This window comes from Bradyrhizobium sp. TM233 (assembly GCF_036247965.1).
Lineage (GTDB): Bacteria > Pseudomonadota > Alphaproteobacteria > Rhizobiales > Xanthobacteraceae > Bradyrhizobium > Bradyrhizobium ottawaense.
Genome location: NZ_BTIG01000001.1, coordinates 472,106 through 497,654, shown reverse-complemented (window position 1 = coordinate 497,654; position 25,549 = coordinate 472,106). Strand labels below are relative to the sequence as shown.

23 protein-coding genes, 1 other RNA gene and 2 pseudogenes are annotated in these 25,549 nt (G+C 65.1%); 14 read left to right on the top strand and 12 right to left on the bottom strand.

The features are described 5' to 3' along the window. Nucleotides 1-2 precede the first annotated feature (2 nt). The 5 genes from AABA86_RS02395 to tkt form a co-directional block, all read right to left on the bottom strand. Nucleotides 3-1,028: a class I fructose-bisphosphate aldolase gene (locus AABA86_RS02395; RefSeq protein ID WP_212245389.1), complete on the bottom strand. Its 1,026-nt coding sequence runs from the start codon at nt 1,026-1,028 to the stop codon at nt 3-5. A 254-nt stretch (nt 1,029-1,282) separates the two neighbouring features. Beyond that, nucleotides 1,283-2,350, bottom strand: coding sequence for a class II fructose-bisphosphate aldolase (gene fba, locus AABA86_RS02390; RefSeq protein WP_212245387.1), 1,068 nt, complete (start codon nt 2,348-2,350; stop codon nt 1,283-1,285). A gap of 57 nt (nt 2,351-2,407) precedes the next feature. Continuing rightward, nucleotides 2,408-3,604 carry a phosphoglycerate kinase gene (locus tag AABA86_RS02385; RefSeq protein ID WP_212245385.1) on the bottom strand — a complete coding sequence of 399 codons (1,197 nt, stop codon included), beginning with the start codon at nt 3,602-3,604 and terminating at the stop codon, nt 2,408-2,410. A 137-nt stretch (nt 3,605-3,741) separates the two neighbouring features. Further along, complete coding sequence (gene gap, locus AABA86_RS02380; protein ID WP_028142027.1) at nt 3,742-4,749, bottom strand: type I glyceraldehyde-3-phosphate dehydrogenase; 1,008 nt, start codon at nt 4,747-4,749, stop codon at nt 3,742-3,744. 149 nt (nt 4,750-4,898) lie between these two features. After that, entirely contained in the window at nt 4,899-6,884 is a 1,986-nt protein-coding gene (gene tkt / locus AABA86_RS02375) for a transketolase (RefSeq protein ID WP_338305617.1), read from the bottom strand. A 384-nt stretch (nt 6,885-7,268) separates the two neighbouring features. Here tkt and AABA86_RS02370 point away from each other — a divergent pair, with 384 nt between their 5' ends. The 5 genes from AABA86_RS02370 to AABA86_RS02350 all read left to right on the top strand — a co-directional run bounded on the left by AABA86_RS02370 (nt 7,269) and on the right by AABA86_RS02350 (nt 9,993). After that, on the top strand, nt 7,269-7,589 hold the full coding sequence (locus tag AABA86_RS02370; protein ID WP_020608063.1) for a DUF4164 domain-containing protein: 321 nt from the start codon (nt 7,269-7,271) through the stop codon (nt 7,587-7,589). Next, a complete protein-coding gene (locus tag AABA86_RS02365; RefSeq protein WP_212245381.1) occupies nt 7,586-7,969 on the top strand; it encodes a cell division protein ZapA in 384 nt (127 codons plus the stop codon). Before AABA86_RS02370 ends, AABA86_RS02365 begins: the two co-directional genes overlap by 4 nt. Before the next feature lie 270 nt (nt 7,970-8,239). Next, a non-coding RNA gene (ssrS, locus tag AABA86_RS02360) (6S RNA) lies at nt 8,240-8,400 on the top strand. Nucleotides 8,401-8,594: 194 nt separating this feature from the next. Continuing rightward, nucleotides 8,595-9,191, top strand: coding sequence for a 5-formyltetrahydrofolate cyclo-ligase (locus tag AABA86_RS02355; protein WP_338305614.1), 597 nt, complete (start codon nt 8,595-8,597; stop codon nt 9,189-9,191). Beyond that, a complete protein-coding gene (locus AABA86_RS02350; protein WP_338305613.1) occupies nt 9,169-9,993 on the top strand; it encodes a TIGR00282 family metallophosphoesterase in 825 nt (274 codons plus the stop codon). The genes AABA86_RS02355 and AABA86_RS02350 overlap by 23 nt, the downstream gene beginning before the upstream one ends. A gap of 212 nt (nt 9,994-10,205) precedes the next feature. On the opposite strand, the gene AABA86_RS02345 is transcribed toward AABA86_RS02350, so the two are convergent. The 5 genes from AABA86_RS02345 to AABA86_RS02325 form a co-directional block, all read right to left on the bottom strand. Next, the gene (locus AABA86_RS02345; RefSeq protein ID WP_338305612.1) at nt 10,206-11,549 is read right to left on the bottom strand and encodes a c-type cytochrome; all 1,344 of its coding nucleotides are present in this window, start codon (nt 11,547-11,549) and stop codon (nt 10,206-10,208) included. Further along, nucleotides 11,546-13,714, bottom strand: coding sequence for a xanthine dehydrogenase family protein molybdopterin-binding subunit (locus tag AABA86_RS02340; protein ID WP_338305611.1), 2,169 nt, complete (start codon nt 13,712-13,714; stop codon nt 11,546-11,548). The genes AABA86_RS02345 and AABA86_RS02340 overlap by 4 nt, the downstream gene beginning before the upstream one ends. Nucleotides 13,715-13,722: 8 nt before the next feature. Then, entirely contained in the window at nt 13,723-14,187 is a 465-nt protein-coding gene (locus tag AABA86_RS02335; protein WP_028142020.1) for a (2Fe-2S)-binding protein, read from the bottom strand. A gap of 765 nt (nt 14,188-14,952) precedes the next feature. Then, a complete protein-coding gene (locus AABA86_RS02330; protein WP_338305610.1) occupies nt 14,953-16,377 on the bottom strand; it encodes a methyl-accepting chemotaxis protein in 1,425 nt (474 codons plus the stop codon). A gap of 107 nt (nt 16,378-16,484) precedes the next feature. After that, nucleotides 16,485-18,230 (bottom strand): methyl-accepting chemotaxis protein, encoded by a 1,746-nt coding sequence (locus tag AABA86_RS02325; protein ID WP_338305609.1) that lies wholly within the window; start codon nt 18,228-18,230, stop codon nt 16,485-16,487. Nucleotides 18,231-18,439: 209 nt separating this feature from the next. Here AABA86_RS02325 and AABA86_RS02320 point away from each other — a divergent pair, with 209 nt between their 5' ends. The 9 genes from AABA86_RS02320 to AABA86_RS02280 all read left to right on the top strand — a co-directional run bounded on the left by AABA86_RS02320 (nt 18,440) and on the right by AABA86_RS02280 (nt 24,527). Beyond that, a complete protein-coding gene (locus AABA86_RS02320) occupies nt 18,440-19,186 on the top strand; it encodes a YebC/PmpR family DNA-binding transcriptional regulator (protein ID WP_212245368.1) in 747 nt (248 codons plus the stop codon). Nucleotides 19,187-19,397: 211 nt separating this feature from the next. Next, on the top strand, nt 19,398-19,925 hold the full coding sequence (gene ruvC, locus AABA86_RS02315; protein WP_212245366.1) for a crossover junction endodeoxyribonuclease RuvC: 528 nt from the start codon (nt 19,398-19,400) through the stop codon (nt 19,923-19,925). A 217-nt stretch (nt 19,926-20,142) separates the two neighbouring features. Next, nucleotides 20,143-20,760: a Holliday junction branch migration protein RuvA gene (gene ruvA, locus AABA86_RS02310; RefSeq protein ID WP_038971395.1), complete on the top strand. Its 618-nt coding sequence runs from the start codon at nt 20,143-20,145 to the stop codon at nt 20,758-20,760. Continuing rightward, nucleotides 20,757-21,218, top strand: a complete 462-nt coding sequence (locus tag AABA86_RS02305; RefSeq protein ID WP_212245364.1) for a hypothetical protein — start codon at nt 20,757-20,759, stop codon at nt 21,216-21,218. The genes ruvA and AABA86_RS02305 overlap by 4 nt, the downstream gene beginning before the upstream one ends. Continuing rightward, nucleotides 21,215-22,267, top strand: coding sequence for a Holliday junction branch migration DNA helicase RuvB (ruvB, locus tag AABA86_RS02300; protein ID WP_212245362.1), 1,053 nt, complete (start codon nt 21,215-21,217; stop codon nt 22,265-22,267). Before AABA86_RS02305 ends, ruvB begins: the two co-directional genes overlap by 4 nt. 129 nt (nt 22,268-22,396) lie before the next feature. Further along, nucleotides 22,397-23,314, top strand: coding sequence for a metallophosphoesterase (locus AABA86_RS02295; RefSeq protein WP_338305608.1), 918 nt, complete (start codon nt 22,397-22,399; stop codon nt 23,312-23,314). Nucleotides 23,315-23,364: 50 nt separating this feature from the next. Further along, on the top strand, nt 23,365-23,520 hold the full coding sequence (locus AABA86_RS02290; RefSeq protein WP_212245358.1) for a hypothetical protein: 156 nt from the start codon (nt 23,365-23,367) through the stop codon (nt 23,518-23,520). Next, nucleotides 23,517-23,966 (top strand): tol-pal system-associated acyl-CoA thioesterase, encoded by a 450-nt coding sequence (ybgC, locus tag AABA86_RS02285; RefSeq protein WP_338305606.1) that lies wholly within the window; start codon nt 23,517-23,519, stop codon nt 23,964-23,966. Before AABA86_RS02290 ends, ybgC begins: the two co-directional genes overlap by 4 nt. A gap of 93 nt (nt 23,967-24,059) precedes the next feature. Beyond that, the gene (locus AABA86_RS02280) at nt 24,060-24,527 is read left to right on the top strand and encodes a nuclear transport factor 2 family protein (RefSeq protein ID WP_338305605.1); all 468 of its coding nucleotides are present in this window, start codon (nt 24,060-24,062) and stop codon (nt 24,525-24,527) included. 44 nt (nt 24,528-24,571) lie between these two features. Here the strand turns inward: AABA86_RS02280 and AABA86_RS02275 are convergent. Beyond that, nucleotides 24,572-25,276: pseudogene (locus AABA86_RS02275) on the bottom strand (type 1 glutamine amidotransferase). Between the two features lie 23 nt (nt 25,277-25,299). Further along, a pseudogene (locus tag AABA86_RS02270) lies at nt 25,300-25,482 on the bottom strand (LysR family transcriptional regulator); the annotation flags it as partial. Nucleotides 25,483-25,549 lie beyond the last annotated feature (67 nt).

The following is a 25,549-nucleotide window of genomic DNA, read 5'->3' as shown; positions in this document are numbered from 1 at the left end:
ATCTAGGCTGCCTTCTTTTCCAGGCTGTTTTGCCATTCGCCCCTGGAGGCGAGGCCGTTCATGCGCGCGCGATGGCTGAAGGCGGCTTGGCCGGCCGCGACGTTCTCGGCCTTGCCGGACCAGGCCTTCTGCGGGGCGGCCTGCAGGGCGCGGCCATAGGAGAAGGTCAGGCCCCAGGGCAGCGGGCCGAGCTTGTGCATGGCGTTGAGGTGCGCGGTGGCCTCCTCGTCCGACTGACCGCCCGAGAGGAAGGCGATGCCCGGCACCGCCGCGGGCACGCAAGCCTTGAGCAACCGGACCGTCTTCTCGGCGACCTCCTCGACGGAGGCCTGCTTCGGTGACTTCTTGCCTGATATCGCCATGTTGGGCTTGAGCACCATGCCTTCGAGCGCGACGCGCTGCACGCGCAATTCCTGAAACGTCTTGTTGAGCACGCGGGTGGTCACCTCATAGCAGCGGTCGATGTCGTGATCGCCGTCCATCAGCACCTCAGGCTCGACGATCGGCACGATCTGCGCGGCCTGGCACAGCGCGGCATAGCGCGCCAGCGCATGGGCGTTGACGCTGATCGCAGTCATCGAGGGAATGCCGCTGCCGATGTCGATCACCGCACGCCATTTGGCGAAGCGCGCGCCGCGCTCATGATACTTCTTCAGCCTTTCGGCGAGCCTGTCGAGCCCGACGGTCACGAGCTCGCCCGGGCACATCGGCAGGGCTTGCGTGCCTTCGTCCACCTTGATGCCGGGAATGGCGCCGCTCTGTTCGATCAGCCTGACCAGCGGCGTGCCGTCCTTGGCATCCTGCCAGATCGTCTCGTCATAGAGGATCACGCCGGAAATATACTGGCTCATGGCCTCCGTGGAGCGGAACAGCATCTCGCGATAGTCGCGGCGGTTGTCCTCGGTCGAGTCCACGCCGATCGCGTCAAAACGCTTCTTGATGGTGCCGGAGGATTCGTCGGCGGCAAGGATACCCTTGCCTGATACGACCATGGCGGTCGCGATTCTGTTGAGCTCAGTCAGATTCATCGAGAGGTCCTCCCAAAACGATTCTGCCCTTGCCCGTGAAAATAGACCGTTCTCGGGCAATTGCCGAGTTAACGTTCGTCGCAGGGGTAAGGGGCTTTCTGTCATTCCGGGATGCGCCGAAAGGCGCAGGCCCGGAATCCATAACCCCAGGCCGTGGTTATGGATTCCGGGCCCACGCGGAGCCTGTCATCGGGCCGCGCATTCGCGCGGACCCGTTGGCGTGTCCCGGAATGACCCGGGAATGGCTCGAGGGATTACGCCACCTTGGGGTCCAGCTCGCCCTTGGCGTAGCGCTTGGCCATCTCGGCGGTGGTCAGGACCCGCTTGATCTTGGAGGCCTGGCCTGCGGTGTTGAACTCCTGGAGCCGCTGCTTGCACAGCTTGGTCATGGCTTCCATCGCCGGCTTCAAATATTTGCGCGGATCGAACTCTTCCGGATTGTCCTTGAGCACTTTCCGGATCTGGCCGGTCATGGCCATGCGGTTGTCGGTGTCGATGTTGATCTTGCGCACGCCGTTCTTGATGCCGCGCTGGATCTCGGCCACCGGCACGCCCCAGGTCGGCTTCATCTTGCCGCCATTGGCGTTGATGATCTCCTGCAGGTCCTGCGGCACCGACGAGGAGCCGTGCATCACCAGATGCGTGTTCGGCAGCTTGCGGTGGATCTCCTCGATCACGTTCATGGCGAGGATGTCGCCGTCCGGCTTGCGGGTGAACTTGTAGGCGCCGTGCGAGGTCCCCATCGCAATCGCGAGCGCGTCGACCCTGGTCTCCTGGACGAACTTCACGGCCTCGTCCGGATTGGTCAGGAGCTGGTCGTGGCTGAGCTTGCCCTCGGCGCCGTGGCCGTCTTCCTTGTCGCCCATGCCGGTTTCGAGTGAGCCGAGCACGCCGAGCTCGCCTTCCACCGAGATGCCGCCGAGATGGGCCATGTCGGTCACGGTCTTGGTGACGCCGACATTGTAACCCCAGTCGCCGGGGGTCTTGCCGTCGGCCTTGAGCGAGCCGTCCATCATCACCGAGGTGAAGCCGGCCTGGATCGCGGTCATGCAGGTCGCGGCCTCGTTGCCGTGGTCGAGATGCACGCAGACCGGGATGTGCGGATAGATTTCGGTGACCGCGTCCATCATGTGCTTGAGCATGATGTCGTTGGCGTAGGAGCGCGCACCGCGCGAGGCCTGGATGATGACGGGCGCATCGACCTGGTTGGCCGCGTCCATGATCGCCAGCGCCTGCTCCATATTGTTGATGTTGAAGGCCGGTACGCCGTAATCGTTCTCTGCTGCGTGGTCGAGCAATTGACGTAACGTGATCCGAGCCATCTGTCTTTTTCTCCCGTTGGGGGCCTTGCAGGGCCGCTAATGACGCGCCGATCCGGCTTACTTGATGCGCAAAACCTCGACGCCGGGCAGGGGCTTGCCTTCCATCCATTCAAGGAACGCGCCACCGGCGGTCGAGACATAGGTGAAGTCACCGGCCACATGGGCCTGGTTGAGCGCCGCGACGGTGTCGCCGCCGCCCGCGATCGAGATCAGCTTTTTCGCCTTGGTGCGCTCGGCGGCGTGCTTGGCGGCCGCGACCGTGCCGCGGTCGAACGGCTGCATCTCGAAGGCGCCGAGCGGGCCGTTCCAGACCAAGGTCGCCGCATCGTCGATCGCGGCGTGGACGCGGGCGATCGATTGCGGGCCGACGTCGAGGATCATGCCGTCGGCCGGGATCGCATCGAGCCCATAGGCGTGCGACGGCGCGTTGGCGGCGAAATGATAGGCGACGGTGGCGTCGACCGGCAGGATGATGGCGCAGTTGGCGGCTTCCGCCTTCTCCATGATACGCAGCGCGGTCGGCGCGAGATCCTTCTCGGCCAGCGACTTGCCGACGCCGACGCCCTGGGCGTGCAGGAAGGTGTTGGCCATGCCGCCGCCGATCACCAGCGCGTCGACCTTGCTGACGAGATTTTCGAGCAGGTCGATCTTGGTCGAGACCTTTGCGCCGCCAATGATGGCGATGACCGGCTTGGTCGGCGAGCCCAGCGCCTTCTCCAGTGCGTCGAGCTCGGCCTGCATGGTGCGGCCGGCATAGGCGGGCAGCTTGTGGCCGAGGCCTTCGGTCGTGGCGTGGGCGCGGTGCGCCGCCGAGAACGCGTCATTGACCCAGATGTCGCCGAGCTTCGCCAGCTCCGCGACGAAGGCCGGATCGTTCTTTTCCTCTTCCTTGTGGAAGCGGGTATTTTCGAGACACAGGATGTCGCCGTCGTTCAGGCTGGCAACGGCCTTGGCCGCGGGCTCGCCGATGCAGTCGTCGGCGAAAGCGACCGGCTTCTTCACCACCTTCGACAGTGCCTCTGCGACAGGCTTGAGCGAGTCCTTGGCATCGCGCCCCTTCGGCCGGCCGAAATGCGCGAGCAGGATGACCTTGCCGCCCTTGTCCGAGATTTCCGTGATGGTCGGCGCGACGCGCTCGAGCCGGGTCGCGTCGCTGACGCGGCCGTTGTCCATGGGCACGTTGAGATCGACGCGCAGCAGCACGCGCTTGCCCTTCACGTCGACGTCGTCGAGGGTGCGGAATTTGTTGGTCATCGGAGGCCCTTGTCCCAGGCGCATGGCGGCGCGAAGTGCCGCCGTGCAGAACCGGGTCTTAACGCTGGAGGGACATGGGTCCCGGCTCGGCGGAGCAGCGCTTCACGCTGCACCGCGTCCGGGACACGAGAGCGGAGTTAGATCACCTTCGCGATCGCGACGGCGGTGTCCGCCATGCGGTTCGAGAAGCCCCACTCGTTGTCGTACCAGGACATCACGCGCACCAGCGTGCCGTTCTGCACCTTGGTCTGGTCCTCGTGGAAGGTCGAGGAGTGCGGGTCGTGGTTGAAGTCGATCGAGACGTTCGGCGCGGTGGTGTAGCCGAGGATGCCCTTGAGCTGCTGCTCGCTGGCGCGCTTCATCGCCGCGTTGATCTCCTTGGCGTCGGTGGCGCGCTTGGCGATGATCTTGAGGTCGACGACCGAGACGTTCGGGGTCGGCACGCGGATCGCGACGCCGTCGAGCTTGCCTTTCAGCTCCGGCAGCACGAGGCCGATCGCCTTCGCAGCACCCGTCGAGGTCGGGATCATCGACATCGCCGCCGCACGGCCGCGATAGAGATCCTTGTGCATGGTGTCGAGCGTCGGCTGGTCGCCGGTATAGGCGTGGATGGTGGTCATGAAGCCGGTCTCGATGCCGACGAGATCGTTCAGCACCTTGGCGACCGGCGCCAGGCAGTTGGTGGTGCAGGAGCCGTTGGAGATGACCAGGTGCTCCTTGGTCAGCGTCTCATGGTTGACGCCGTAGACGATGGTGGCGTCGGCGCCGTCGGCGGGCGCGGAGACCAGCACGCGCTTGGCGCCGGCGGTCAGATGCGCGGAGGCCTTGTCCTTCGAGGTGAAGATGCCGGTGCATTCCATCGCGATGTCGACGCCGAGATCCTTCCAGGGCAGCTTCGAGGGATCGCGCTCGGCGGTCACCTTGATCTTGCCGCCACCGAGATTGATCGAGTCGCCGTCGACGGTCACGGTGCCGGGGAAACGGCCATGGACGCTGTCGAAGCGGAGCAGATGGGCGTTGGTCTCGACCGGACCGAGGTCGTTGATGCCGACGACCTCAATATCCTTGCGGCCGGACTCGGCGATAGCCCGCAGGATGTTGCGGCCAATGCGGCCAAAACCGTTAATTCCAACGCGGACTGCCATGTTTCGTCTCCTTCAATGACCGTTGTCATCCCGCACAACGCGCCATACGCGCCTGCGAGGGTTTTTTTAGGGGCGGACGCCCGGTTCGGCCGGGCGGTGCTTGATCATATGAAAGACTACGTAGTCCTTTTTTTTGGCAAGCTCAACTCTCAGGTAACGCGCTTCAGCACAGCGTTAACTGCAGCCTCGGCGGTAATGCCGAAATGCCTGTAAAGCTCCTTTGCAGGGCCACTTTCGCCGAACGAATGCATGCCGATGAATTCGCCATCCTGGCCGATCACGGCGTCCCAACCCCAGCGCACGGCGGCCTCGATCGCGATCTTGACCGGCGCATTGCCGATGATTGCGGCGCGCTTGGCCTCTGGTTGCGCTAACAACAGCTCGAGCGAGGGAACAGAGACCACGCGTGACGCGATACCGCGCTCGGCGAGCTGCTTCTGGGCGGCGACTGCGATCTCGACCTCGGAGCCAGAGGCGAACAGCGTCGCCTTGGCTTCGCCTTGGGCAGCGACCAGCTCGTAAGCGCCGGCCGCGCAAGGGTTGTCGTTCGGTGCGGTGGTGCGCAGCTGCGGCAGGTTCTGGCGCGTCAGCGCCAGCACGGTCGGGCCGTCGATACGGTTGAGCGCAAGCTCCCAGCACTCGGCGACCTCGATGGAATCGCAGGGACGGAACACGCGCATGTTCGGAATGGCGCGGAGCGCAGCGAGATGCTCGACCGGCTGGTGGGTCGGGCCGTCTTCGCCGAGGCCGATGGAATCGTGCGTCATCACGTAGACGACGCCGGAGCCCATCAGAGCGGCAAGGCGCATCGCGGGACGTGCATAGTCGGTGAACACCAGGAAGGTCGCGCCGTTCGGCGCGAAGCCGCCATGCAGGAAAATGCCGTTCATCGCGGCGGCCATGCCGTGCTCGCGAATGCCGTAGTGGATGAAGCGGCCCTTCGGCGTCTTGGCCGAGAACGCGGTCGCCGATTTCGCCTTGTTGTTGTTGGAGCCGGTGAGGTCGGCCGAGCCGGCGAGGAATTCCATCGGCATCGCGCCGGCGATGACTTCGATCACGGCTTCCGAGGATTTGCGGGTGGCCGCGGTCATCGGCTTTTCCAGCAATTCCTTCTTGTACGCGCGCACCGCCTTTGCGAGCGAGGCGGGACGTTCATGGCGCAGGCGGCGCTCGAACTCGGCGCGCTTGCGGCTACCGAGCTCACCGAGCCGGCCCTCCCATTCCTGGCGCGCCGCAGCGCCGCGGCTGCCGGCTGCGCGCCACGCCTTCAGCACGTCGTCGGCGACCGCGAACGGCTCGAGCGAGATGCCGAGATTTTCCTTGGCGGCCTCGAGCTCCTCGGCCCCTAACGCCTCGCCATGCACCTTCGAGGTGCCCTGCTTGTGCGGCGCGCCGAAACCGATGGTGGTGCGGCAGGCGATCAGCGTCGGCTTGCCGGATTTCTTCGCGCGCGTGATGGCGTCGGCGATCGCCGCCTGATCGTGACCGTCGATCCTCTCGGCGGCCCAGCCCGCCGACTTGAAGCGCTTCACCTGGTCGACGGAATCGGAGATCGAGGTCGGGCCGTCGATCGAGATGCCGTTGTCGTCGTAGAGCACGATCATCTTGTTGAGCTTCCAGTGCCCGGCCATCGCGATCGCTTCCTGCGACACGCCTTCCATCAGGTCGCCGTCGGAGGCGAGCACATAGGTGTGGTGGTCGACGATCTTCTTGCCGAACTCGGCGGCGAGCATCTTCTCGGCGAGCGCCATGCCGACCGCGGTCGAGATGCCCTGGCCGAGCGGGCCGGTCGTGGTCTCGATGCCCTTGGTGCGGAAATTCTCGGGGTGGCCGGGGGTGAGCGAGTCGACCTGGCGGAACTGCTTGATCTGGTCCAGCGTCATCTCGGAATTACCGGTCAGATACAGCAGCGAATAGAGCAGCATCGAGCCGTGGCCGGCCGAGAGCACGAAGCGGTCGCGGTCGGGCCAGGCGGGCGCGGCGGCGTCGAATTTCAGGAATTGCGTGAACAGCACCGTGGCGATGTCGGCGGCACCCATCGGCAGGCCGGGATGACCCGATTTCGCCTTCTCGACGGCGTCCATCGAAAGGCCGCGGATCGCGTTGGCCATACGGGAGTGATCGACCTGCGTCATGTCTGAAATCCGTCTGAAATGAGGCGCTTGGAGGCGGTGTACGCCCGCGCGGGAGGAGCCTGGCGGCCACTGAAGGTCGGGGCTGGGATAGCACCTCGGTTCCGGGAGTCCAAGGCAGTCAAACGCCGATTTGGCCGTAAAAGTTGCCTGCGGCACGCTCCGAAAGTGGAGTCCCGTTTCGGAGGTGATCGCGCAGGCAGGAACCCATGGATCGGGATGATCCGCGCCTGATCTAGCAGTGCATAGTTTCGCGGCGGCGTTGCGCTCGGCTAGCTTGCCACGTAAATTTCTGCTTCTAACCGCTTGCCGAACCGAGTCTTTTGCCGGACGGCACGCCCCAGGAAAAGGCCACTGGGCAAGGCCATAGGTTCCGCCGCTGACTACATGAACGATCGCGTGTCCAACAGTTCCGCCATGACGGAGTCCTCCGCGGTCGAGATCGAGATCGCGACCCGCAGGCTGATGGCGGCGCTCGACGCGCTCGAAAGCGCGGTTGAGCGGCGGCGCGACGCTGATCGCGACGAGAACGAGCTTGCGGCACGAATCCAGGCGCTCGGCGCGGACCGCTCGCGGCTCGCCGACGAGCTCGACGGCGCGCTGGTGAAGGCGCGCAAGCTCGAGCGCACCAATCGCGAGATTTCCGATCGGTTGGATTCAGCGATCGTCACGATACGCTCGGTGCTCGATACCGGAGAGGACGGATGAGCCACATCAACGTCACCATCAACGGCCGGCAATACCGCATGGCCTGCGAGGAGGGCCAGGAGGTGCGGCTGCTCAAGCTCGCCGAAGGCCTGGAGACGCGCATCCAGTCGCTGCGCGGAAAATTCGGCGAGATCGGCGATGCGCGCCTCACCGTGATGGCGGCGCTGACCGTCTGCGACGAGCTGGTCGACGTCGGCAACCGCGTCCGCACCATGGAGCAGGAGCTGACCGAGCTCAGGGATTTCCGCAACGCCGCAGTCGAGCGCGCCAGGATGACGCAGACCGCCGTGGTGAATGCCCTGAACGCGGCAGCCGAACGCATCGAGAAGTCGACCCAGGTCCTGAACCGGACCGTCGGCAACGGCATTGCGATCGGCTAGAGGGGCTACTGAAGACGCGCTGAGTTATTGTCCTCGGTGCTGCGGCAGGCTCAACCTCTCCCGCTTGCGGGAGAGGTCGCGCCGAAGGCGCGGGTGAGGGCTCTGTCCTCTGGGGGATTGTCCCGTTGCGGAGACACCCTCTCCCCAACCCTCCCCCGCAAGCGGGGGAGGGAGCGGACCTCCGCCCTGGCTCGCAGCCCGTTCATTACGCCGAAGCTCGGCACTCTCGCCGGGCTGGCGATTCGTCAGTATCGTTGTTACATTGGCTGTGCGAGGCTGCGACGCGCGTCAGGAGCCATATATCCCCGGGGCCTTATCGATCCTTTAGGGAACTGTCCCTGGCCGGGCCCGTGGGCCCGGACATATGGTGCCCACCTACTTTCGTAGGGAACTCCGGGATCGAGTGCTTCAACGGCGTACGCGGCTTCGCACTGTTACTTCTTCCTTCTGGGTCGTGCCTGTCGAAATCTGAGTCCCCGACACGCTTGCAGTTCAACCAATCTCGGTGTCATGCCCCGGCTTGACCGGGGCATCCAGTACGCCGCGGCGTTGAGGTTCAAACACTGGCGTCTCTGGAATACTGGATCGTCCGCATTTGCGGACGATGACAGCGGAGCAAGCGCACATGACCAACACCAAAGCCGAACTCCGTGCCAAAGCCCTCGCCGCGCGTGACGCGCTGAGCGAAAAGAAGCGCGCGACCGCCGCCGTAAAACTCGCCAAGCGCGGACTGCCGTTCCAGCTTCTGCCCGGCAGCATCGTCTCCGGCTATTCGCCGATCCGCAGCGAGATCGATCCGATGCCGCTGCTGCAGAAGCTCGCCGAGCAGGGCGCAAAGCTGGCGCTGCCTTGCGTCACCGCGCGCGGCCAGTCGCTGATCTTCCGCATCTTCCACCCGAACGATCGCCTGATGCTCGGTCCGCTCGGCATTCCCGAGCCGTCGCCGGCAGCCGCCGAAGTCATCCCCGACATCATGCTGACGCCGCTCGCGGCGTTCGACCGCCTCGGCCATCGCATCGGCTATGGTGCCGGGCATTACGATTTCACCTTCGCGCATTTGCGCAAGGCCAAGACTATCGTCGGCATCGGGCTCGCTTTTGCAGCGCAGGAGATCAAGGCGGTTCCGGCACTATCCCACGACGTCGCGCTGGATTATGTGCTAACGGAATCGGACGTGTTCGATTTCCGGAGTTCTGAAGTTGCGCATTCTCTTCGTGGGTGATGTCGTCGGCCGTAGCGGCCGCAACGCCATCGCCGAATATCTGCCCGGCATGGTCAAGGACTGGTCGCTCGATTTCGTCGTCGTCAACGGCGAGAATTCCGCGGGCGGCTTCGGCATCACGGAAGCGATCTATCAGGAGTTTCTCGACGCCGGTGCCGACGCGGTCACGCTCGGCAACCATTCCTGGGACCAGCGCGAAGCCCTGGTATTCATCGAGCGTGCCGAGCGCCTGATCCGGCCCGCGAACTATCCGCGCGGCACGCCCGGCCGCGGCGCAGCCCTGGTCGAGACCAAGAACGGCAAGCATGCGCTCGTCGTCAACGCACTCGGCCGCGTCTTCATGACCCCGTTCGACGATCCCTTCGCAGCGCTCGAGCGTGAGCTCGGCGCCTGTCCGCTCGGCGTTGCCGCCGACGCCATCGTCGTCGATTTCCATTGCGAGGCGAGCAGCGAGAAGCAGGGCATCGGCTTCTTCTGCGACGGCCGCGCCAGCCTCGTCGTCGGCACGCACACCCATGTGCCGACCGCCGACCACCAGATCCTGTCAGGCGGCACCGCCTACATGACCGATGCCGGCATGACCGGCGATTACGACTCCATCATCGGCATGCAGAAGGAAGAGCCGCTGCGGAGGTTCACGTCGGGGATTCCGTCAGGACGGTTCGAGCCGGCCGCGGGTGCGGCAACGCTGAGCGGCGTCGCGGTGGAGACGGATGATGCGACGGGGCTCGCGCTGAAGATTGCGCCGGTGCGCGTCGGCGGAAGGCTTGAGCCGGCGACGCCGAGGTTCTGGTTGAGCTGAGCGCGCGGCGCGTCAAACTCAGTGTCGTCCCCGCGCACGCGGGGACCCATACCCACAGGGAGAAGTGTGAGGCAAAGCTCCCACTCCGAATTCTCGCCAAACCACTCCCTGTGGGTATGGGTCCCGGATCTGCGCTTCGCATGTCCGGGACGACAGCGGAGAATTGACACGCGCGATTGCGCATCAATCTCGCTGCAAGGACCGCCACCGTACTACTCCGCCGTCTGCTCCCGCATCTCCGCGACATCCTTCGCCGTCAGCTTCGAGCCCTTGGTCCCGAATCGCGCCGTGACGTAGTTCGCCACCGCCGCGATCTCGTCGTCGGTGTAGGCGTTGCCGAACGCCGGCATCGACAGCGCGCCATCCGGCGTGTGGCGCTTGGTGCCTGACAGCACGATCTGCGCGACGTTGGTGGCGGCGGGGTCGTTGACGGCCCAGGTGCCGGTCAGCGTCGCCATCGGCGAGACCGGACTCTCGCCGCTCCAGCCGTGGCAGCTGGCGCAGGCGCTGGCGAACACCGTCTTGCCGCGCGCATTCGCCGTCACGCCGTCCTTGTGCGAGGCGGGCGCGACGGGCGCGGTGGTGGCGGGCAGGTCAGGCGAGGGCTGCGGCGGCACGCTGCGCAAATAAGCAACGATGCTGCTGATGTCCTCCGGGGCGAACTGGCTGAAGCTGTGGTCGACGGCTTCACCCATCGGGCCCGAGGCCGAGCCGTGGCCGGGTGCGTGGCCGAGCGACAGATAGGAGATCAGATCCTGGTCGCTCCAGTTGCCGAGACCTGTCGCCTTGTCGGAGGAGATGTTGAAGGCGCGCCAGCCCGCCGTGATCGCGCCGGCAAACTTCTTGCGGTTGTCCAGCGCAAAACCGAGATTGCGCGGCGTGTGGCACTCGCCGCAATGCGCCAGCGCTTCGGCAAGATACGCGCCTCTGTTCCATTCCGGGCTCTTCGACGTGTCAGGCGCAAAGCGCGTGTCCGGATTGAACACGGCCGACCAGACGATCATCGCCCAGCGCTGATTGAACGGGAACGACAGCGTATTCTCCGGCGCTTTCGCACGCACCGCCGGCAGGCTGAACAGATAGGCCTTCACCGCCAGCACGTCCTCGTCGGTCATGAAGGTGTAGGACGTGTACGGCATCGCCGGATAGAGCCGCGCGCCGTCGCGGCGCTGGCCGTGCTGGACCGCGTTCAGGAAATCCTGGTCGCTGTAATTGCCGATGCCGGTGTCCTTGTCCGGGGTGATGTTGGTGGAATAGAGCGTGCCGAACGGCAGCTTGAAGCCGAGCCCGCCGGAATAGTCCTTCTCGCCCGGCTTGGTGTGGCAGACCATGCAGTCGGCGGCCTTCGTCAGATATTCGCCGCGTTCGACCAGGCTCGCTTTCTCCAGCTTTGCCGGTGCGCCGGTGGGCTTGCCGGCGCGGTAATCCGCCAGCGCCACTTTGGTGCCGCCGGCGAAGTCGAGCGGGCCGGGCCCGCGGATGACGAAGGCGCCGAGCGCCACCGCGACGATGGCGATCACAACGATACTTGTGAGGATACGCATCTTGCCGCTCATGCCTTCTTCCCCACAGCCAGCAGTTTTCGATCGACGGGTAAGCGCCGCAGCGTCACGCCGGTTGCGGCAAGAATCGCGTTGCGCAGCGCGGGCGGCCCGGCATTGACGCCGGCTTCACCGATGCCGCCGGGCGCCTCGCCGCTCTTCACGACAATCACCTCGATCTTCGGCGTCTCGTTGATGCGCATCATGCGGTAGTCGTGGAAGTTGGATTGCTGCACGCGGCCCTTCTCGATGGTGATCTCGCCATAGAGCGCGGCGGTGAGGCCGAAGATCAGCCCGCCCTCGATCTGCGCCTTCACCGTGTCGGGGTTGACCGCGATGCCGGTGTCGACCACGGAGGTGATGCGGCGAAGCGTGATCTCTCCGAGTTCATCGATCTCGGCCTCGACCACGGTTGCGAGGAAGCTCGCAAATGACGGCTGCACGCAGACGCCGCGGCCGACGCGCGGCGGCAATGGCTGGCCCCAGCCGGACTTTTCGGCGACCAGGTCCAGCACCGCGAGCGCGCGCGGATTTTTCGTCAACATGGACCTTCGGAATTCGACCGGGTCCTTGCCGGCCTTGCGGGCGAGTTCGTCCATCGCGCATTCGACCGCGAACACGTTGTTGTTCGGGCCGACGCCGCGCCAGAAGCCGGTCGGCACCGCCGGCGGTTCGGCACGGACATATTCGACGTGGAAGTTGGCGAAGTCGTAGGGCGCATCGACGGCGGCGTCGATCGCGTCGATGTCGATGCCCTTCTGGAAGGCCGGCGGCAGCCAGCGCGCCAGCACCGCGGAGCCGGCGACCTTGTACTTCCACCCCGAGACCTTGCCGTCGACCAGCGACGCCGCGATCTGGTCGCGATAGACCGGTCGGTAGACGTCGTGCTGGATGTCTTCCTCGCGGGTCCATATCACCTTCACGGGATAGTCGACCTGCCTGGCGATCTTCACCGCCGCGACCACCATGTCCGGCTCGAGCTTGCGGCCGAAGCCGCCGCCGAGCAGATGCTGGTTGACGATGACCTTGTCGAGCGGAACACCTGCGGCCTTCGCCGCCTCCGATTGCACGCGTGTCATGATCTGCGTGCCGGTCCAGATCTCGCAGGAGTCCTTCGTGACCCTCACGGTGGCGTTGATCGGCTCCATCGACGCATGCGCCAGGAACGGCAACTCGTAAGCCGCCTCGAACTTGTCGCCGCTCGCAAGCGCCTTGGCGATGTCGCCGGTGGATTTCGCGACCACGCCGTCCTTCGCGCTGGCATCGCGCAGGTTCTGCCAGATGTCCCTGGTGCTGATCCCGGCGTTCGCTCCCTCGTTCCACTCGATCTTGAGCGCCTCGAGACCTTTCTTTGCCGCCCACATGTGGTCGCCGATCACAGCGACGGCGTCGTCGAGCACGACGACCTTGCGCACGCCGGCGATTTTCACCGCGGCGCTGTCGTCGACCTTGCCGACCTTGCCGCCGAACACCGGGCAGTTGGCTATCGCGGCGATCTTCATGCCGGGCAGGATCGCGTCGATGCCGTAGACGGCCTTGCCGTTGACCTTGTCCGGCGTATCGAGGCGCTTCAGCGGCTGGCCGATCAGGACGAAGTCCTTGGGATCCTTGACCGGAACGTCCTTCGGTGGGGTCTGGCCCTGCGCGGCGAGTGCCAGGGCGCCGTAGCCGAGCTTGCGGCCGCTCGCGGCGTGAATGACTTCGCCCTTCGAGGCCGTGCAGCTGGCGGGATCGACCCCCCATCGCGCCGCAGCTGCCTGCACCAGCATCGCCCGCGCGGTGGCGCCGGCCGCGCGCAGCGGCTTCCACCACGCGCGGATCGAGGTCGAACCGCCCGTTGCCTGCAGGCCGAAGGCCGGATTGGCGTAGAGCTTGTCATCAGGCGGCGCGTGCAGCACTTCAACCTTGGCCCAGTCGGCATCGAGCTCTTCGGCAATGATCATCGAGATCGAGGTGTAGACACCCTGGCCCATTTCGACCTGCGGCATCATCAGCACGGTGCGGCCGGTCTCGTCGATGCGGATGAAGGCGTTGGGCGCGAACTTGCCGTCGGTCACGTCCTTCGGCTGCACCGGCTCGTTGACGGCGGCGCGCAGCGGCAGATGGAAGGCGAGCAGGAAACCGGTGGCGAGACCGCCGGTCAGCAGCGCGCGGCGGGAGACGCTGTGATGTGCATTCATGGTGGACCTCAGGACTGACGGCCGTTGGCGGCCTGCTTGACGGCCTCGCGGATGCGGACATAGGTGCCGCAGCGGCAGATGTTGCCGGCCATCGCGGCGTCGATGTCGGAATCATCAGGATTGGGCGTAGCGGCCAGCAGTGCGGCGGCCGACATGATCTGGCCGGACTGGCAATAGCCGCACTGGATCACCTCGAGATCGAGCCAGGCCTTCTGCACCTTCGCACCCGCAGGCGTGCTGCCGACATGTTCGATCGTGGTGATGGCGCGGTTCTCGACCGCGCTGACCGGCAGGACGCAGGAGCGCACCGCCTTGCCGTCGACATGCACCGTGCAGGCTCCGCATTGCGCAATGCCGCAGCCGAACTTGGTGCCGGTCATTCCGAGGATGTCGCGCAGCACCCACAGCAGCGGCATTTCAGGTGGCGCATCGAACGATTTCGTTTCGCCGTTGATGGTGAGAACAGTTGCCATATGCATCCCCTTGCTCGCTCGATCGCTTGCGTCGATCTAGTCAGCGAATTCGCGCGCGACAATGATCATACCGATACGAAACGGTGAAGCCTCGCAATCTCCGGCAATGCATATTTGCGCTGTTGACGCGTCAGCCCATGACGTTCACGAATTTGTGCGGCGCTCGCAGCAAGCGTTTTGGGCTAATTGATATGATAATCGTCATGTTTTGACGCATTTTCGGCGCGCGCGTTATCGATCGCCGCAGATCGCCGTGCGAATCCGTAAAATCATGCGATGACGAAAGTCGTGCGATTGGGAAAGTCGGGCGGTGGCGGCAAGCACCGGCACGGGAGCAACGGCTAGCGGTAGGATAGCTGACCTGCGCGATGATGACATCATGCTCCTGTTTTGCCCGACGGAGCAACGAATTCATCAGACGCGTAAAGTGCGATGAGCTGAAGTCGGATCGAGTTAGGCCGACGGCACAACTCTCTCCGTTCCCTCCCCCCTTGCGGGGGAGGGGCAGGGAGGGGGGTGCCACACGGGGACTCTTTCCGTCGCGCATCCGCCCTCGGTGCGTCATCACAACGGGCACCTTTTGCTGGGCTACCCCTCTCCCTAGCCCTCCCCCGCAAGGGGGAGGGAACGCACCTCCGTAGGGGCGCTAGATGAGTTTCTTCATCCCGCTCCAAGCCATTGATTCCGTACACCCCGGCTACTGTGCATGGGGTTGTTTTCGAGCTTTTTTATTTCAGGGACGCCGCAACGCCGTAGCAGCGGCCGTCAGCTCTGCCGAAAACCCATCCGGAAGGCGCCCCAGTGCTTGCCGCGGACCACGATCGGCGAGGACAGGTCCTTCATCAGCACGAACTGTCCGCCGCCCATGTCGCGGCGGTAGGTCTGGAGCAGGAACGGCTTGGTGTTCGCCGCGACCTTCTGCACCGTGCGATCGTTGAACAGGCGGCGGTTGCGGCAATTGGCGTTGTTCCAGACCGGGTCCTTGCCTTGCGGCAGGCGATAGTTGGGGTTGTGGGTCGGCAGATAGCCGCCCTTGGCCCAGGCGACGCAGAACACGATGCGGGGATCGGATTTCTGGATCGGATCCTGGATCGCGGGCAGCACGCGGTCGGTGAAATCGACGTATTTGGTGAGGTACTGCTTTGGATCGGAGCCGGGAATTTCGCGATAGGTCTCGTCCATGAGCTGGTCGAGCGTGATGTCGCCGCGATCGATCGCGGCCTCGAATTCGGTCGAGATCCGCTTCGCGGTCTCGACGACGACACGGATCAGCGGCGCGTCGGATGTCTCCACGCCGCTGTCGGCGATGAGTGCGATCAGGCCTTCGGAGGTGTCGAGCAGCTTTGTCACGCGCTGATCGGCGCTCTTGAGATCTCGCGAGGAGAGGTCGACGCCCTTGGCGAGTTCGTTCAGCTCGCTGATGACGGTGTCGCAATGTCCGAGATTGGAGGTTGCCGCGCGCGTGACGCTGCCGATCTCCGCCTCCACGGAGGCGAAGCCCTGCTGGACCCGCGAGATGATGCCGGAGATCTGCTGGGCGCCTTCGCCTGCGGTCTTGGCGCGCTGCGAGGCGTCGCTGCTCTCGCCGATCAGGCCTTCGATCTGGCCGTCGAGATCGCGCACGGTGTCGGAGATCTGATGCGTGGCCTGGCGGGTGGCTTCCGCGAGGTTCTTCACCTCGCTTGCGACCACCGCGAAGCCGCGGCCGGCATTGCCGGCCCGGGCGGCTTCGATGGTTGCGTTCAGCGCGAGCAGATTGGTCTGCTTCGCGATCGCTTCGATCGAGCCCGAGACTTTCGCGACCTGCGCCAGCGCCGAGCCGACGGCGCTGAGGCGGGCCTCGATGCGCTCCACCGCCGCGACGAGCTCGGAGATGTGGTTGACCGCGGTGTCGACGGCGCTGCGCGATTGCGCGATCTCGCCAACCGCCGCGGACGTGGTGGTTTGCACGGCCTGCGATGCATTGGCGATGTCGTGGTTGGCCGAGACCATCGTCTCGGCGGTCTTCTGGAGATGGTGGAACCGTTCCGACTGGTTTGCGACGCGGTTTGCGACTTCCTGGACGTTGCCGGCAATATCGGCGAGTTCCACGCCGAGGCCGCCGATGCGGTCGGCAAGCTGGTCGATCAGCCGTTCAGCGAGCGTCCGGTTGGATCCGGTGTCCAATACTGCAAGTTGTGCGAAGGACATTTACCTGCTTTCTCCAGGCGGAGCCGTTCATCGGCTCACCGCGGCATTCCCATTCCAATTTCGACTTTAGAGGATGATTCGCGCGCGGCGTCTTGCCTGAGCGTGCACTAGAGCTTGTAGGCCGTGCGAAATCCGCCCCAGTGTCGGCCCTGCACGCGGATCGGAACGTCGATCTCGCGCATCATCACCGTATTCCCATTGCCCATGTCGCGCGCATAGCTCTGCACCAGGTACGAGCGCAGGTTGCGTGCGGCCGCCAACCCCGCCGGATCGTTGAATATCCTGCGGTTGCGACTATTGGCTGTGTTCCAGGCGACGTCGCCCGGCCGCTGCGGGTGCGAATAGATCTTGTTGTGCACCGGCAGGAAGCCGTTGCGGTCGACCATGGCGCAGAACGCCATGCGCTGGTCCTTGGCCAGAAAGACCTCCTGGAACGGCGGCAGCGCGCGGTCGGCCCAGTCGAGATATTTCGTGCGGTATTGCTGCGGATTGGTTCCGGCGATTTCGGCGTAGTCGGTGTCGAACAGGTCGTCGATCCCAACTTCGCCGCGGGTAACGGCCTGCTCGAAGATCTGGGTCAGCGCGTTGCCCGCTTCCATGGCGCGGGTGACGAACTCCGTGTTCTCTTCGTGGATCGACCAGAGCCTGTCCTCGATCCTCTCGCGGAGCTCGGCATTGGGGCTGGCGAATTGCGCACGGGCTCCGGCCTTGGATTGCTCGACCACGCGCAGGCGGCAGGCGCCGACGGCTTCGAGGGTGCCTTCGATGATCGCTTGCGGTGCAAGCCGGCCTGCATCCGCACCGCCGATCAGCACGCCGTCCATCGAGATTTCATAGACCGGCATCACGCCGCGCGCGCTCTCGAATTTGAGGTGGCAGGGCAGCCGTTCGGTCTTGCGGCGGTCGTCGTGCTCGCTCTGGCGGAGCAGCACGGCGCAGCGCGATTTCAGCTTCTGTGCGAAGGTGGTGACGGCCTTGCCGGCACTGGCGACGCTCTCGCCATGGCTCTCGGCGGCTTTGGTCGCGGCATCGATCTCGGCTGCGCTCTCGCCGACCGAGACGATGAACTCCGAGGCGCTGGCGGCGTTGCCGGAGACTTCGCTGGTGGTGGCGTTCTGTTCGGCGACCGCGCCGTTGACCGTCTCGAAGACCGGGCGGATCGCCTCGATCGCCTGCGAGATGCGGTGCACGGCATCGGCGGAGCCGGCGGCATCGCGCTGCAGCGCGTCGATCTTCTTGGTGATCTCTTCCGTCGCGCCTTGGGTCTGCACCGCGAGGGCCTTGACCTCGGTGGCGACGACCGCAAAGCCTTTTCCCGCAGCGCCCGCGCGCGCGGCCTCGATCGTCGAGTTGAGCGCGAGCAGCGTCGTCTGCCGCGCAATCTGCGCGATCAGATTGACGACATTGCCGATCGCGGCGGAGGATTCGCGCAAGCGATCGACATTGGCGCGGGCTTCCTGCGCCGCGGCGCTGGCCTCGTCGGCGAGCTTGCCGGCCTCGCGGACCTGCGCGCCGATTCCGTGGGCGGACTGGGTGAACTTGTCGGCGGCATGGGCGAAGGTCGAGGCGGTCGATTGCGCGGCATTGGTCCGGCCGGTCAGGGCGTCGGTGCGGTCGCGGATGGCGGCAAGCGTCGATGCGGTCGCTTCGGCGCCGCCCGCCACCGAATTGGCGGCGCGCTCGAGCTGGCGGATCATCGCGCCGAGCTCGAGTTCCAGCAATTCCAGGATCTCCCGCGCCGAATCAGCTTCGGCCGGGGCGGGCTCGGACTGGGTCACCGGCGGCGAGGCCTCTGCGGCTGCCACCGGCGCGGCCACATCCGGCAGACGCTTCCGAAATAGTCCGAATGCCATCAGGTCTCTCTTGTCGGGGGACGGTCGGAGGTTATTTTCGCAGGCTGGAATGAAGTCAGGGTTAACGATGCATCACCTCTAGGCAGGGGCCCGTACGGTGTTACCTTAAAGTATCCGAGACCCTTTCATTCCGGTGGGTTGGCGGCCTATAAGGCCGCGTTTCCCACCCTCATTGGCGTACGATTCCAAGAGATCCCGAGAGACCACGCATGGCCGGACATTCCCAATTCAAGAACATCATGCACCGCAAGGGGCGGCAGGATGCCCAGAAGTCGAAGCTGTTCGGCAAGCTGGCGCGGGAAATCACCGTCGCGGCCAAGCTGGGCACGCCCGACCCCAACATGAACCCCCGCCTGCGCGCCGCCATCATCGCGGCGCGTCAGGAGAACATGCCGAAGGACAATATCGAGCGCGCCGTCAAGAAGGCGCTCGGCAATGAGGGCGAGAACTATGACGAGATCCGCTACGAGGGCTATGGCCCCGGCGGCGTCGCCGTCATCGTCGAGGCGCTGACCGACAACCGCAACCGCGCCGCCTCCGACATCCGCTCCTTCTTCACCAAATCGGGCGGCAATCTCGGCGAAACCGGCTCGGTGTCCTTCATGTTCGACCGCACCGGCATCATCGAATACGACCGCAGCGTCGCCGATGACGATGCTGTGCTCGATGCCGCGATCGAGGCCGGCGCCGACGATGTCGTCTCCGGCGAAGCCGGCCACGAGATCTACGCCTCGACCGAGGGCTATCGCGACGTCGCCAAGGCGCTGGAAGCCAAGTTCGGCGAGCCGCGCAAGGCCGCGCTGATCTGGAAGCCGCAGAATACGGTCGCGGTCGACGACGAGACCGGCGAGAAGCTGCTCAAGCTGATGGATTTGCTGAACGAGCACGACGACGTCCAGCACGTCTACGCCAATTTCGAGGTGTCGGACGCGCTGGTCGCGAAGATGGGCGGGTGAAGTCCACCGTGTCCCGGACGCGCTGCAGCGTGAAACGCTGCTGCGCAGAGCCGGGACCCATCGTTCTCTGGGGATCGGCGACAACTAGGCCCCGGTTCAGCGCCGCACCGCTTTGCGCTGCGTCGCGCCCGGGGCGCGAGACCGCCACTTCCCCTGTTACTTCCGTTCTGTTTCTGTTTCGCTCCTGGCGGCCAGCCGCTATCACTGGCCCATGACTGCGCTCCCGATTCGTGGCCCCGTTCGCATCATCGGCATCGACCCCGGCTTGCGCCGTACCGGCTGGGGCGTGATCGAGGCTGAGGGCAATCGTCTCATCTATGTGGCCTGCGGCTCGGTGGAACCGCCGAACGACCTGCCGCTGTCGAGCCGGCTGCTGGCGATCCATGAAGGGCTCGCGGCCGTGCTCTCGAACCATCAGCCGATGGAAGCCGCGGTCGAGCAGACCTTCGTCAACAAGGACGGCGTCGCGACGCTGAAGCTCGGTCAGGCCCGCGGCGTCGCCATGCTGGCGCCCGCGATGTTCGGTATCTCGGTCGCCGAATACGCGCCGAACCAGGTGAAGAAGACGGTGGTCGGCGCCGGTCACGCCGAGAAGGCCCAGATCGCGATGATGCTGAAGATTCTTCTGCCCAAGGCCGATCCGCCATCAGCCGACGCCGCCGACGCGCTCGCCATCGCTATCACCCACGCCCATCACCGCCAAAGCACCGCGCTCAGGCTGAAGGTGGCGGGGTTATGAGCTGCACACTCGAACAGCTCCCTCCCCCCTTGTGGGGGAGGGCTGGGGAGGGGGGTAGCCGCAGCGACGGTGTTGCCGTCGTTGACGAGCCGGGCACGCCGTCCTCGCGCCCTCGAGAGAATCCCCGTGTGGCACCCCCCTCCCTGACCCTCCCCCACAAGGGGGGAGGGAACGCACCGATATTGCCGCGCGTCCTTCAAGCAGTGGGTGCGCAGCGATGATCGGCAAGCTCAAGGGCCTGATCGATTCCTACGGCGAGGATTATGTGCTCCTCGACGTCGGCGGCGTCGGCTATCAGGTGCACTGCTCGGCCCGCACGCTGCAGCATCTGCCGTCGCCCGGCGAGGCGGCCGTGCTGTCGATCGAGACCTATGTCCGCGAAGATCAAATAAAACTGTTCGGCTTCCGCACCGACCAGGAGCGCGAATGGTTTCGCCTGCTCCAGACCGTGCAGGGCGTCGGCGCAAAAGTCGCGCTCGCCGTGCTTGGCACGCTGGCGCCGTCCGATCTCGCCAACGCCATCGCGCTGCGCGACAAGGCCGCGGTGGCGCGCACGCCCGGGGTCGGCCCCAAGGTCGCCGAGCGCATCGTCACCGAATTAAAGGACAAGGCGCCGGCCTTCGCCAATGTCGATCCCGCCGTGGTCCATCTCGCCGGCGCCGTCGACGACCAGCGCGCGCCGCGGCCCGTCGCGGACGCGATCTCTGCGCTGGTCAATCTCGGCTATGGTCAGCCGCAAGCGGCCGCCGCCATTGCATCCGCATCGCGCAGCGCGGGTGAGAACGCCGAGACGGCGCAGCTCATTCGCCTCGGCCTGAAGGAATTGGCGAAGTGAGTTCCGATCAAGGCCTCGATCGCGACGGGAATCCAAAGCCGCCAAACATGCGGCGTGTGGCACATTTTTTTGGTGTTGTTTTCGCCGGGACCCTGCTGATCGGAATTCTTGCCACGATTGCGTTCTCGGCGTCGGGATGCCTGCTGAGTCGGGTCATCCGGTGCTTCTCGATCTCGCGTGATGCGGCTGGTGTTGCGCTCCTTGGTTTCAAAATGTGGTCTTTGCCGGCCCTGATCGCCGGTGCTCTTGTCGCTGCGATCATCCGATTTCGGGGCAACATAACTTGGTGGAACGTCTTGCTCGTCGCTCCGGCTTCGTATCTCGTTCTCGCTTTGTTATTTATCAGGCGGATTGATCAGTACATGTTGCCTGAGCTACTGGTACAAAGCGTGCTCTTGTTTGTCTGCGTTCAGTTGTCCCTCTTCGTGGGCAGAATGGCCTACAGAGTGCGAGCATGAACACTCCCCCCCGCATGATCTCCCCCGAGCGCCGCAGCGATGATGTCGGCGACACCGCGCTGCGCCCGCAATCGCTGTCCGATTTCGTCGGCCAGCAGCAGGCGCGCAAGAATCTCTCGATCTTCATCGAGGCGGCGCGCAAGCGTGGCGAGGCGCTGGACCACGTGCTGTTCGTCGGCCCGCCCGGCCTCGGCAAGACCACGCTGGCGCAGATCGTGGCCAAGGAGCTCGGCGTCGGCTTTCGTGCGACGTCGGGTCCCGTCATCGCCAAGGCTGGCGATCTCGCCGCGCTGCTGACCAATCTCGAAGAGCGCGACGTGCTCTTCATCGACGAGATCCATCGCCTCAGCCCGGCGGTGGAAGAGGTGCTCTATCCCGCGATGGAGGATTTTCAGCTCGACCTCATCATCGGCGAGGGTCCGGCGGCGCGCTCGGTGAAGATCGAGCTGTCGAAGTTCACCCTCGTCGGCGCCACCACGCGTGCCGGCCTCCTCACCAATCCCTTGCGCGACCGTTTCGGCATTCCGGTCCGGCTCAATTTCTACACGATCGAGGAGCTGGAGAGCATCGTCACCCGCGGCGCGCGCGTGCTCAATGTCGGCATGAGCGCCGACGGCGCCAACGAGATCGCGCGCCGCGCCCGCGGCACGCCGCGCATCGCCGGCCGCCTGCTCCGCCGCGTGCGCGATTTCGCCTCGGCGGCCGATGCCGACAAGATCGATCGCAAGATTGCCGACCACGCGCTGAGCGCGCTCGAGGTCGACGCTGCGGGCCTCGACGCGATGGATCGCCGCTACCTCACGACCATCGCGATGAACTATGGCGGCGGCCCGGTCGGGGTCGAGACCATGGCCGCCGCGTTGTCCGAGCCGCGCGATGCGATCGAGGACATCATCGAGCCCTATCTGATCCAGTGCGGCTATCTCCAGCGCACCCCGCGCGGCCGTCTGCTCACCTCGCACGCCTTCCGCCATCTCGGCATCGCCGAGCCCTCGCGCGATGCGGCCACCCAGTTCGGCCTGTTCGGGACGGACGAGAGCGACGACTGATCTGCGCAAAGGCAGCGCGCTCCGTCTATCATGAATTTCCTGTAATCTCGTGCAGACGGTCTGCACGAACACACCCCAATTCCGCTCCAATCGGACCGCATCAACAAGGCGCATTACGATCGGGTTTCCATGATCACGCGCCGTCACCTCCTCCGTTCCATCGGCGGCCTGTCCGCCCTCGGTGTCTCGACCGCCGCCTATGGCGTCGGCATCGAACCGGTGCTGCGCCTTCGCGTCACCCGCTATCATCCGACGCCGCGGCAATGGCCGGCGGATTTTCCGCTGAAGATCGCCGCCATCGCCGACATTCATGCCTGCGATCCCTGGATGTCGCTGGAGCGGATCGAGTCGATCGTCGACCGTACCAATGCGCTGAAGGCCGATCTCATCGTGCTGCTCGGCGACTATGTCGCCGGCATTCACCAGGTCTCGCGCACCATTCCGTCGCGCGAATGGGCAAGGGTGCTGGCAGGCCTGAAGGCGCCGCTTGGCGTCCATGCCGTGATGGGCAACCACGATTATTGGGACGACAGGACGGTGCAGCAGGCAGGGCACGGGCCGACCATCGCCCATCGTGCGCTGGAGGCAGCCGGCATCCCCGTTTACGAGAACGACGTCGTGCGGCTCACCAAGGACGGCCGCCCGTTCTGGCTCGCCGGTCTCGGCGATCAGCTGGCCTTCCTGCCGGCGCGGCGCTTCCGCAGCATAGGTCGCTTCGGCGCCGACGATCTGAGCGCCACGCTCGCCAAGATCACCGATGATGCGCCGGTCATCCTGCTCGCGCACGAGCCCAACATCGCGCCGCTCGTACCCGGGCGCGTCGCGCTGCAACTGTCCGGCCATACCCATGGCGGCCAGGTTCGCCTGCTCGGCTGGTCGCCGGCAGTTTCGCCCAAGAACGGCCTGCGCCTCGCCTATGGCCACTTCCGGCTGAAATGCGACCTCATTGTCTCCGGTGGCCTCGGTTGCAGCATCATGCCGATCCGCGTCGGCGTGCCGCCCGAGATCGTCGAGGTGACGCTGGGAAGGACACCGGCGGTGGTGTAGTGCACTGCCTCGGACTGTGCAGCAGCGGTTCAAGCTGTTAGCATTGCTCGATGGAGCCACGTGTCGAAAATATCGAGAGGCTGCGCGCGCTGAGATCCGCCATTGATGAAGGAATGGCGGACGTGGCGGCGGGGCGCGTTGTGTCCTGGAACTTGAAAGAGTTTCTTGAGGAAGCTCGCAAACAGAAAATCGATAAGCCGAAATGACTGCCCATCTCGATGGCGAGATCCGCGACGGCCGCCACCACATGCAGGTCCGCGTCTATTACGAGGACACGGATTTCTCCGGCATCGTCTATCACGCCAATTATCTGCGCTACATGGAGCGCGGCCGTACCAATCACCTCCGGCTGATGGGCGCCGAGCAGCAGGCGCTGTTCGATCAGGTGGAAACCGAAGGTGCGGGCTTTGCCTTCGTGGTCCGCTCGATGCATCTGGATTTCCTCAAGCCGGCGCGGATGGACGACGTGCTCGACGTCGTGACCTGGCCGGTTGCGGTGAAGGGCGCCTCGATCATGCTGGCGCAGGAAGTGCGTCGCGGCCAGGAGGTTCTGGTGAAGGCCGAGGTCCGCGTCGCCTTCATCAGCGGCGGCCGCGCCCAGCCGATCCCGAAATCGATTCGCGCGTTGATGAAAGCCGATTTGATTTCGTGATCGCCCGATAAGTGATCGCCCGATTTGTGATGGCCTATCGACTCCACAATTTGCGGCGATAGATTGCGGCCCCGACCAACCGATGAGGCCATCATGTCGCGCCCGCCGCTTCCGCCCTTCACCCGTGAGACCGCCGCGCAAAAGGCCCGCATGGCCGAGGACGCCTGGAATTCACGCGACCCGGTGCGGGTCTCGCTCGCCTATACCGAGGACAGCCGCTGGCGCAATCGCTCAGAGGTCTTGCAGGGCCGCGAGGCCATCGTCGCGTTCCTCACCCGCAAATGGGAGAAGGAGCAGGACTACCGCCTGATCAAGGACCTCTGGGCCTTCGACGAGAACCGCATCGCCGTGCGCTTCCAGTACGAATGGCACGACGCGAGCGGCCAGTGGTATCGCTCCTACGGCAACGAGCAGTGGGAGTTCGACGAGCACGGCTTGATGAAGCGGCGCGAGGCGTCGATCAACGATATCGCGATTGCGGAGAAGGACCGCCGCTTTCATTGGGCCGCCCCCGGGCCGCGTCCGGCGGATGTGCCGGGATTGGGAACGGATCCGTTCTGAAGTGCACTTCTTCCCCCTCTCCCCGCAAGCGGGGCGAGGTGAAGTCATCGCCTCGCCAAGAACCTCGTGATCGCCCCACCCAGCTTCGCGTTGTCCATCGGCTCCGCCAGCGACGCTCTTGCCGTCGCCACGACATCGTCCGGTGCCTTGCCGTCGCGGAGATCGCAGCACACTTGCGCAAACTCCACGTCGAACTCCGGATGCGGCTGCACGGTCAGCGTGGCGCCGTTGGCGTAGAGTAGCCCGGCATGCGGGGTGAAGTCGGACGAGAGGATCGTGAGCGCGTCGTTGGGTGGCTCGATCACCTGATCCTGATGTGAGGCGGCGATTGCGACCTCCTCGCCATCGACGACGCCGTTCTCCGGCAGCACCTGATAGACGTGCCGGCCGATGCCCCAGCCTTTCTCGGACTTCCGCACGGTGCCGCCGAGCGCCTGCGCGATCAGCTGATGGCCGAAGCAGATTCCGGCCATCGGCGTCTTGTTGGCGTAGGCGGTACGGACGAAATCCTCCAGCGGCGCGATCCAGTCGAGCCCGTCATAGACGCCGGCCGCGGCCCCGGTGATCAGCACGGCCTCGAGCTTGCCGGGATCGGGAAGTGCGTCGCCATTCGGGATGCTGACGACGTCCACGGTCACCGTCGGGTCCTCGGTGCGGACCATGCGTTCGAACATGTCCGGGAACGAGCCGTGCTGCTCCCGATATTCTTGCGGGACCTGCCCCGTTTAGATGATCGTGATGCGTGCCATGTGCCCCCAGAAGGTTGCGAAGCTCAGTCGCTTTCTGCCTGATATTGCTGGTGTGACGCTGTACGCTCCAGCCGTGCACTTTCGTTGCGGACCTCGTTGAGAAAGGCCTTGGCCAGGCGCGACAGCGGCTCGGCCTCCGACCATAGCATATAGGCGACCGCGTGCGTCGTCGGCGTGAACGGCCGGACGACGAGGCCGCCGCCGCCGGCGGCGTTCAACGGTTGAGCGTTGCTCTGGTGCCAGGAAAAAGGTGCACTCTCCCGCTTGCGGGAG

What these genes read in the sequence shown, in the direction of transcription:
- fba (WP_212245387.1), bottom strand. Translation starts at nt 2,350, where the DNA reads ATGGCTCGGATCACGTTACGTCAATTGCTCGACCACGCAGCAGAGAAC.
- AABA86_RS02370 (WP_020608063.1), top strand. Translation starts at nt 7,269, where the DNA reads ATGAACGATCGCGTGTCCAACAGTTCCGCCATGACGGAGTCCTCCGCG.
- AABA86_RS02335 (WP_028142020.1), bottom strand. Translation starts at nt 14,187, where the DNA reads ATGGCAACTGTTCTCACCATCAACGGCGAAACGAAATCGTTCGATGCG.
- AABA86_RS02330 (WP_338305610.1), bottom strand. Translation starts at nt 16,377, where the DNA reads ATGTCCTTCGCACAACTTGCAGTATTGGACACCGGATCCAACCGGACG.
- ybgC (WP_338305606.1), top strand. Translation starts at nt 23,517, where the DNA reads ATGACTGCCCATCTCGATGGCGAGATCCGCGACGGCCGCCACCACATG.
- ruvB (WP_212245362.1), top strand. Translation starts at nt 21,215, where the DNA reads ATGAACACTCCCCCCCGCATGATCTCCCCCGAGCGCCGCAGCGATGAT.
- AABA86_RS02345 (WP_338305612.1), bottom strand. Translation starts at nt 11,549, where the DNA reads ATGAGCGGCAAGATGCGTATCCTCACAAGTATCGTTGTGATCGCCATC.
- AABA86_RS02320 (WP_212245368.1), top strand. Translation starts at nt 18,440, where the DNA reads ATGGCCGGACATTCCCAATTCAAGAACATCATGCACCGCAAGGGGCGG.
- AABA86_RS02385 (WP_212245385.1), bottom strand. Translation starts at nt 3,604, where the DNA reads ATGACCAACAAATTCCGCACCCTCGACGACGTCGACGTGAAGGGCAAG.
- ruvA (WP_038971395.1), top strand. Translation starts at nt 20,143, where the DNA reads ATGATCGGCAAGCTCAAGGGCCTGATCGATTCCTACGGCGAGGATTAT.
- AABA86_RS02280 (WP_338305605.1), top strand. Translation starts at nt 24,060, where the DNA reads ATGTCGCGCCCGCCGCTTCCGCCCTTCACCCGTGAGACCGCCGCGCAA.
- AABA86_RS02365 (WP_212245381.1), top strand. Translation starts at nt 7,586, where the DNA reads ATGAGCCACATCAACGTCACCATCAACGGCCGGCAATACCGCATGGCC.
- AABA86_RS02325 (WP_338305609.1), bottom strand. Translation starts at nt 18,230, where the DNA reads ATGGCATTCGGACTATTTCGGAAGCGTCTGCCGGATGTGGCCGCGCCG.
- gap (WP_028142027.1), bottom strand. Translation starts at nt 4,749, where the DNA reads ATGGCAGTCCGCGTTGGAATTAACGGTTTTGGCCGCATTGGCCGCAAC.
- ruvC (WP_212245366.1), top strand. Translation starts at nt 19,398, where the DNA reads ATGACTGCGCTCCCGATTCGTGGCCCCGTTCGCATCATCGGCATCGAC.
- tkt (WP_338305617.1), bottom strand. Translation starts at nt 6,884, where the DNA reads ATGACGCAGGTCGATCACTCCCGTATGGCCAACGCGATCCGCGGCCTT.
- AABA86_RS02355 (WP_338305614.1), top strand. Translation starts at nt 8,595, where the DNA reads ATGACCAACACCAAAGCCGAACTCCGTGCCAAAGCCCTCGCCGCGCGT.
- AABA86_RS02290 (WP_212245358.1), top strand. Translation starts at nt 23,365, where the DNA reads ATGGAGCCACGTGTCGAAAATATCGAGAGGCTGCGCGCGCTGAGATCC.
- AABA86_RS02395 (WP_212245389.1), bottom strand. Translation starts at nt 1,028, where the DNA reads ATGAATCTGACTGAGCTCAACAGAATCGCGACCGCCATGGTCGTATCA.
- AABA86_RS02295 (WP_338305608.1), top strand. Translation starts at nt 22,397, where the DNA reads ATGATCACGCGCCGTCACCTCCTCCGTTCCATCGGCGGCCTGTCCGCC.
- AABA86_RS02340 (WP_338305611.1), bottom strand. Translation starts at nt 13,714, where the DNA reads ATGAATGCACATCACAGCGTCTCCCGCCGCGCGCTGCTGACCGGCGGT.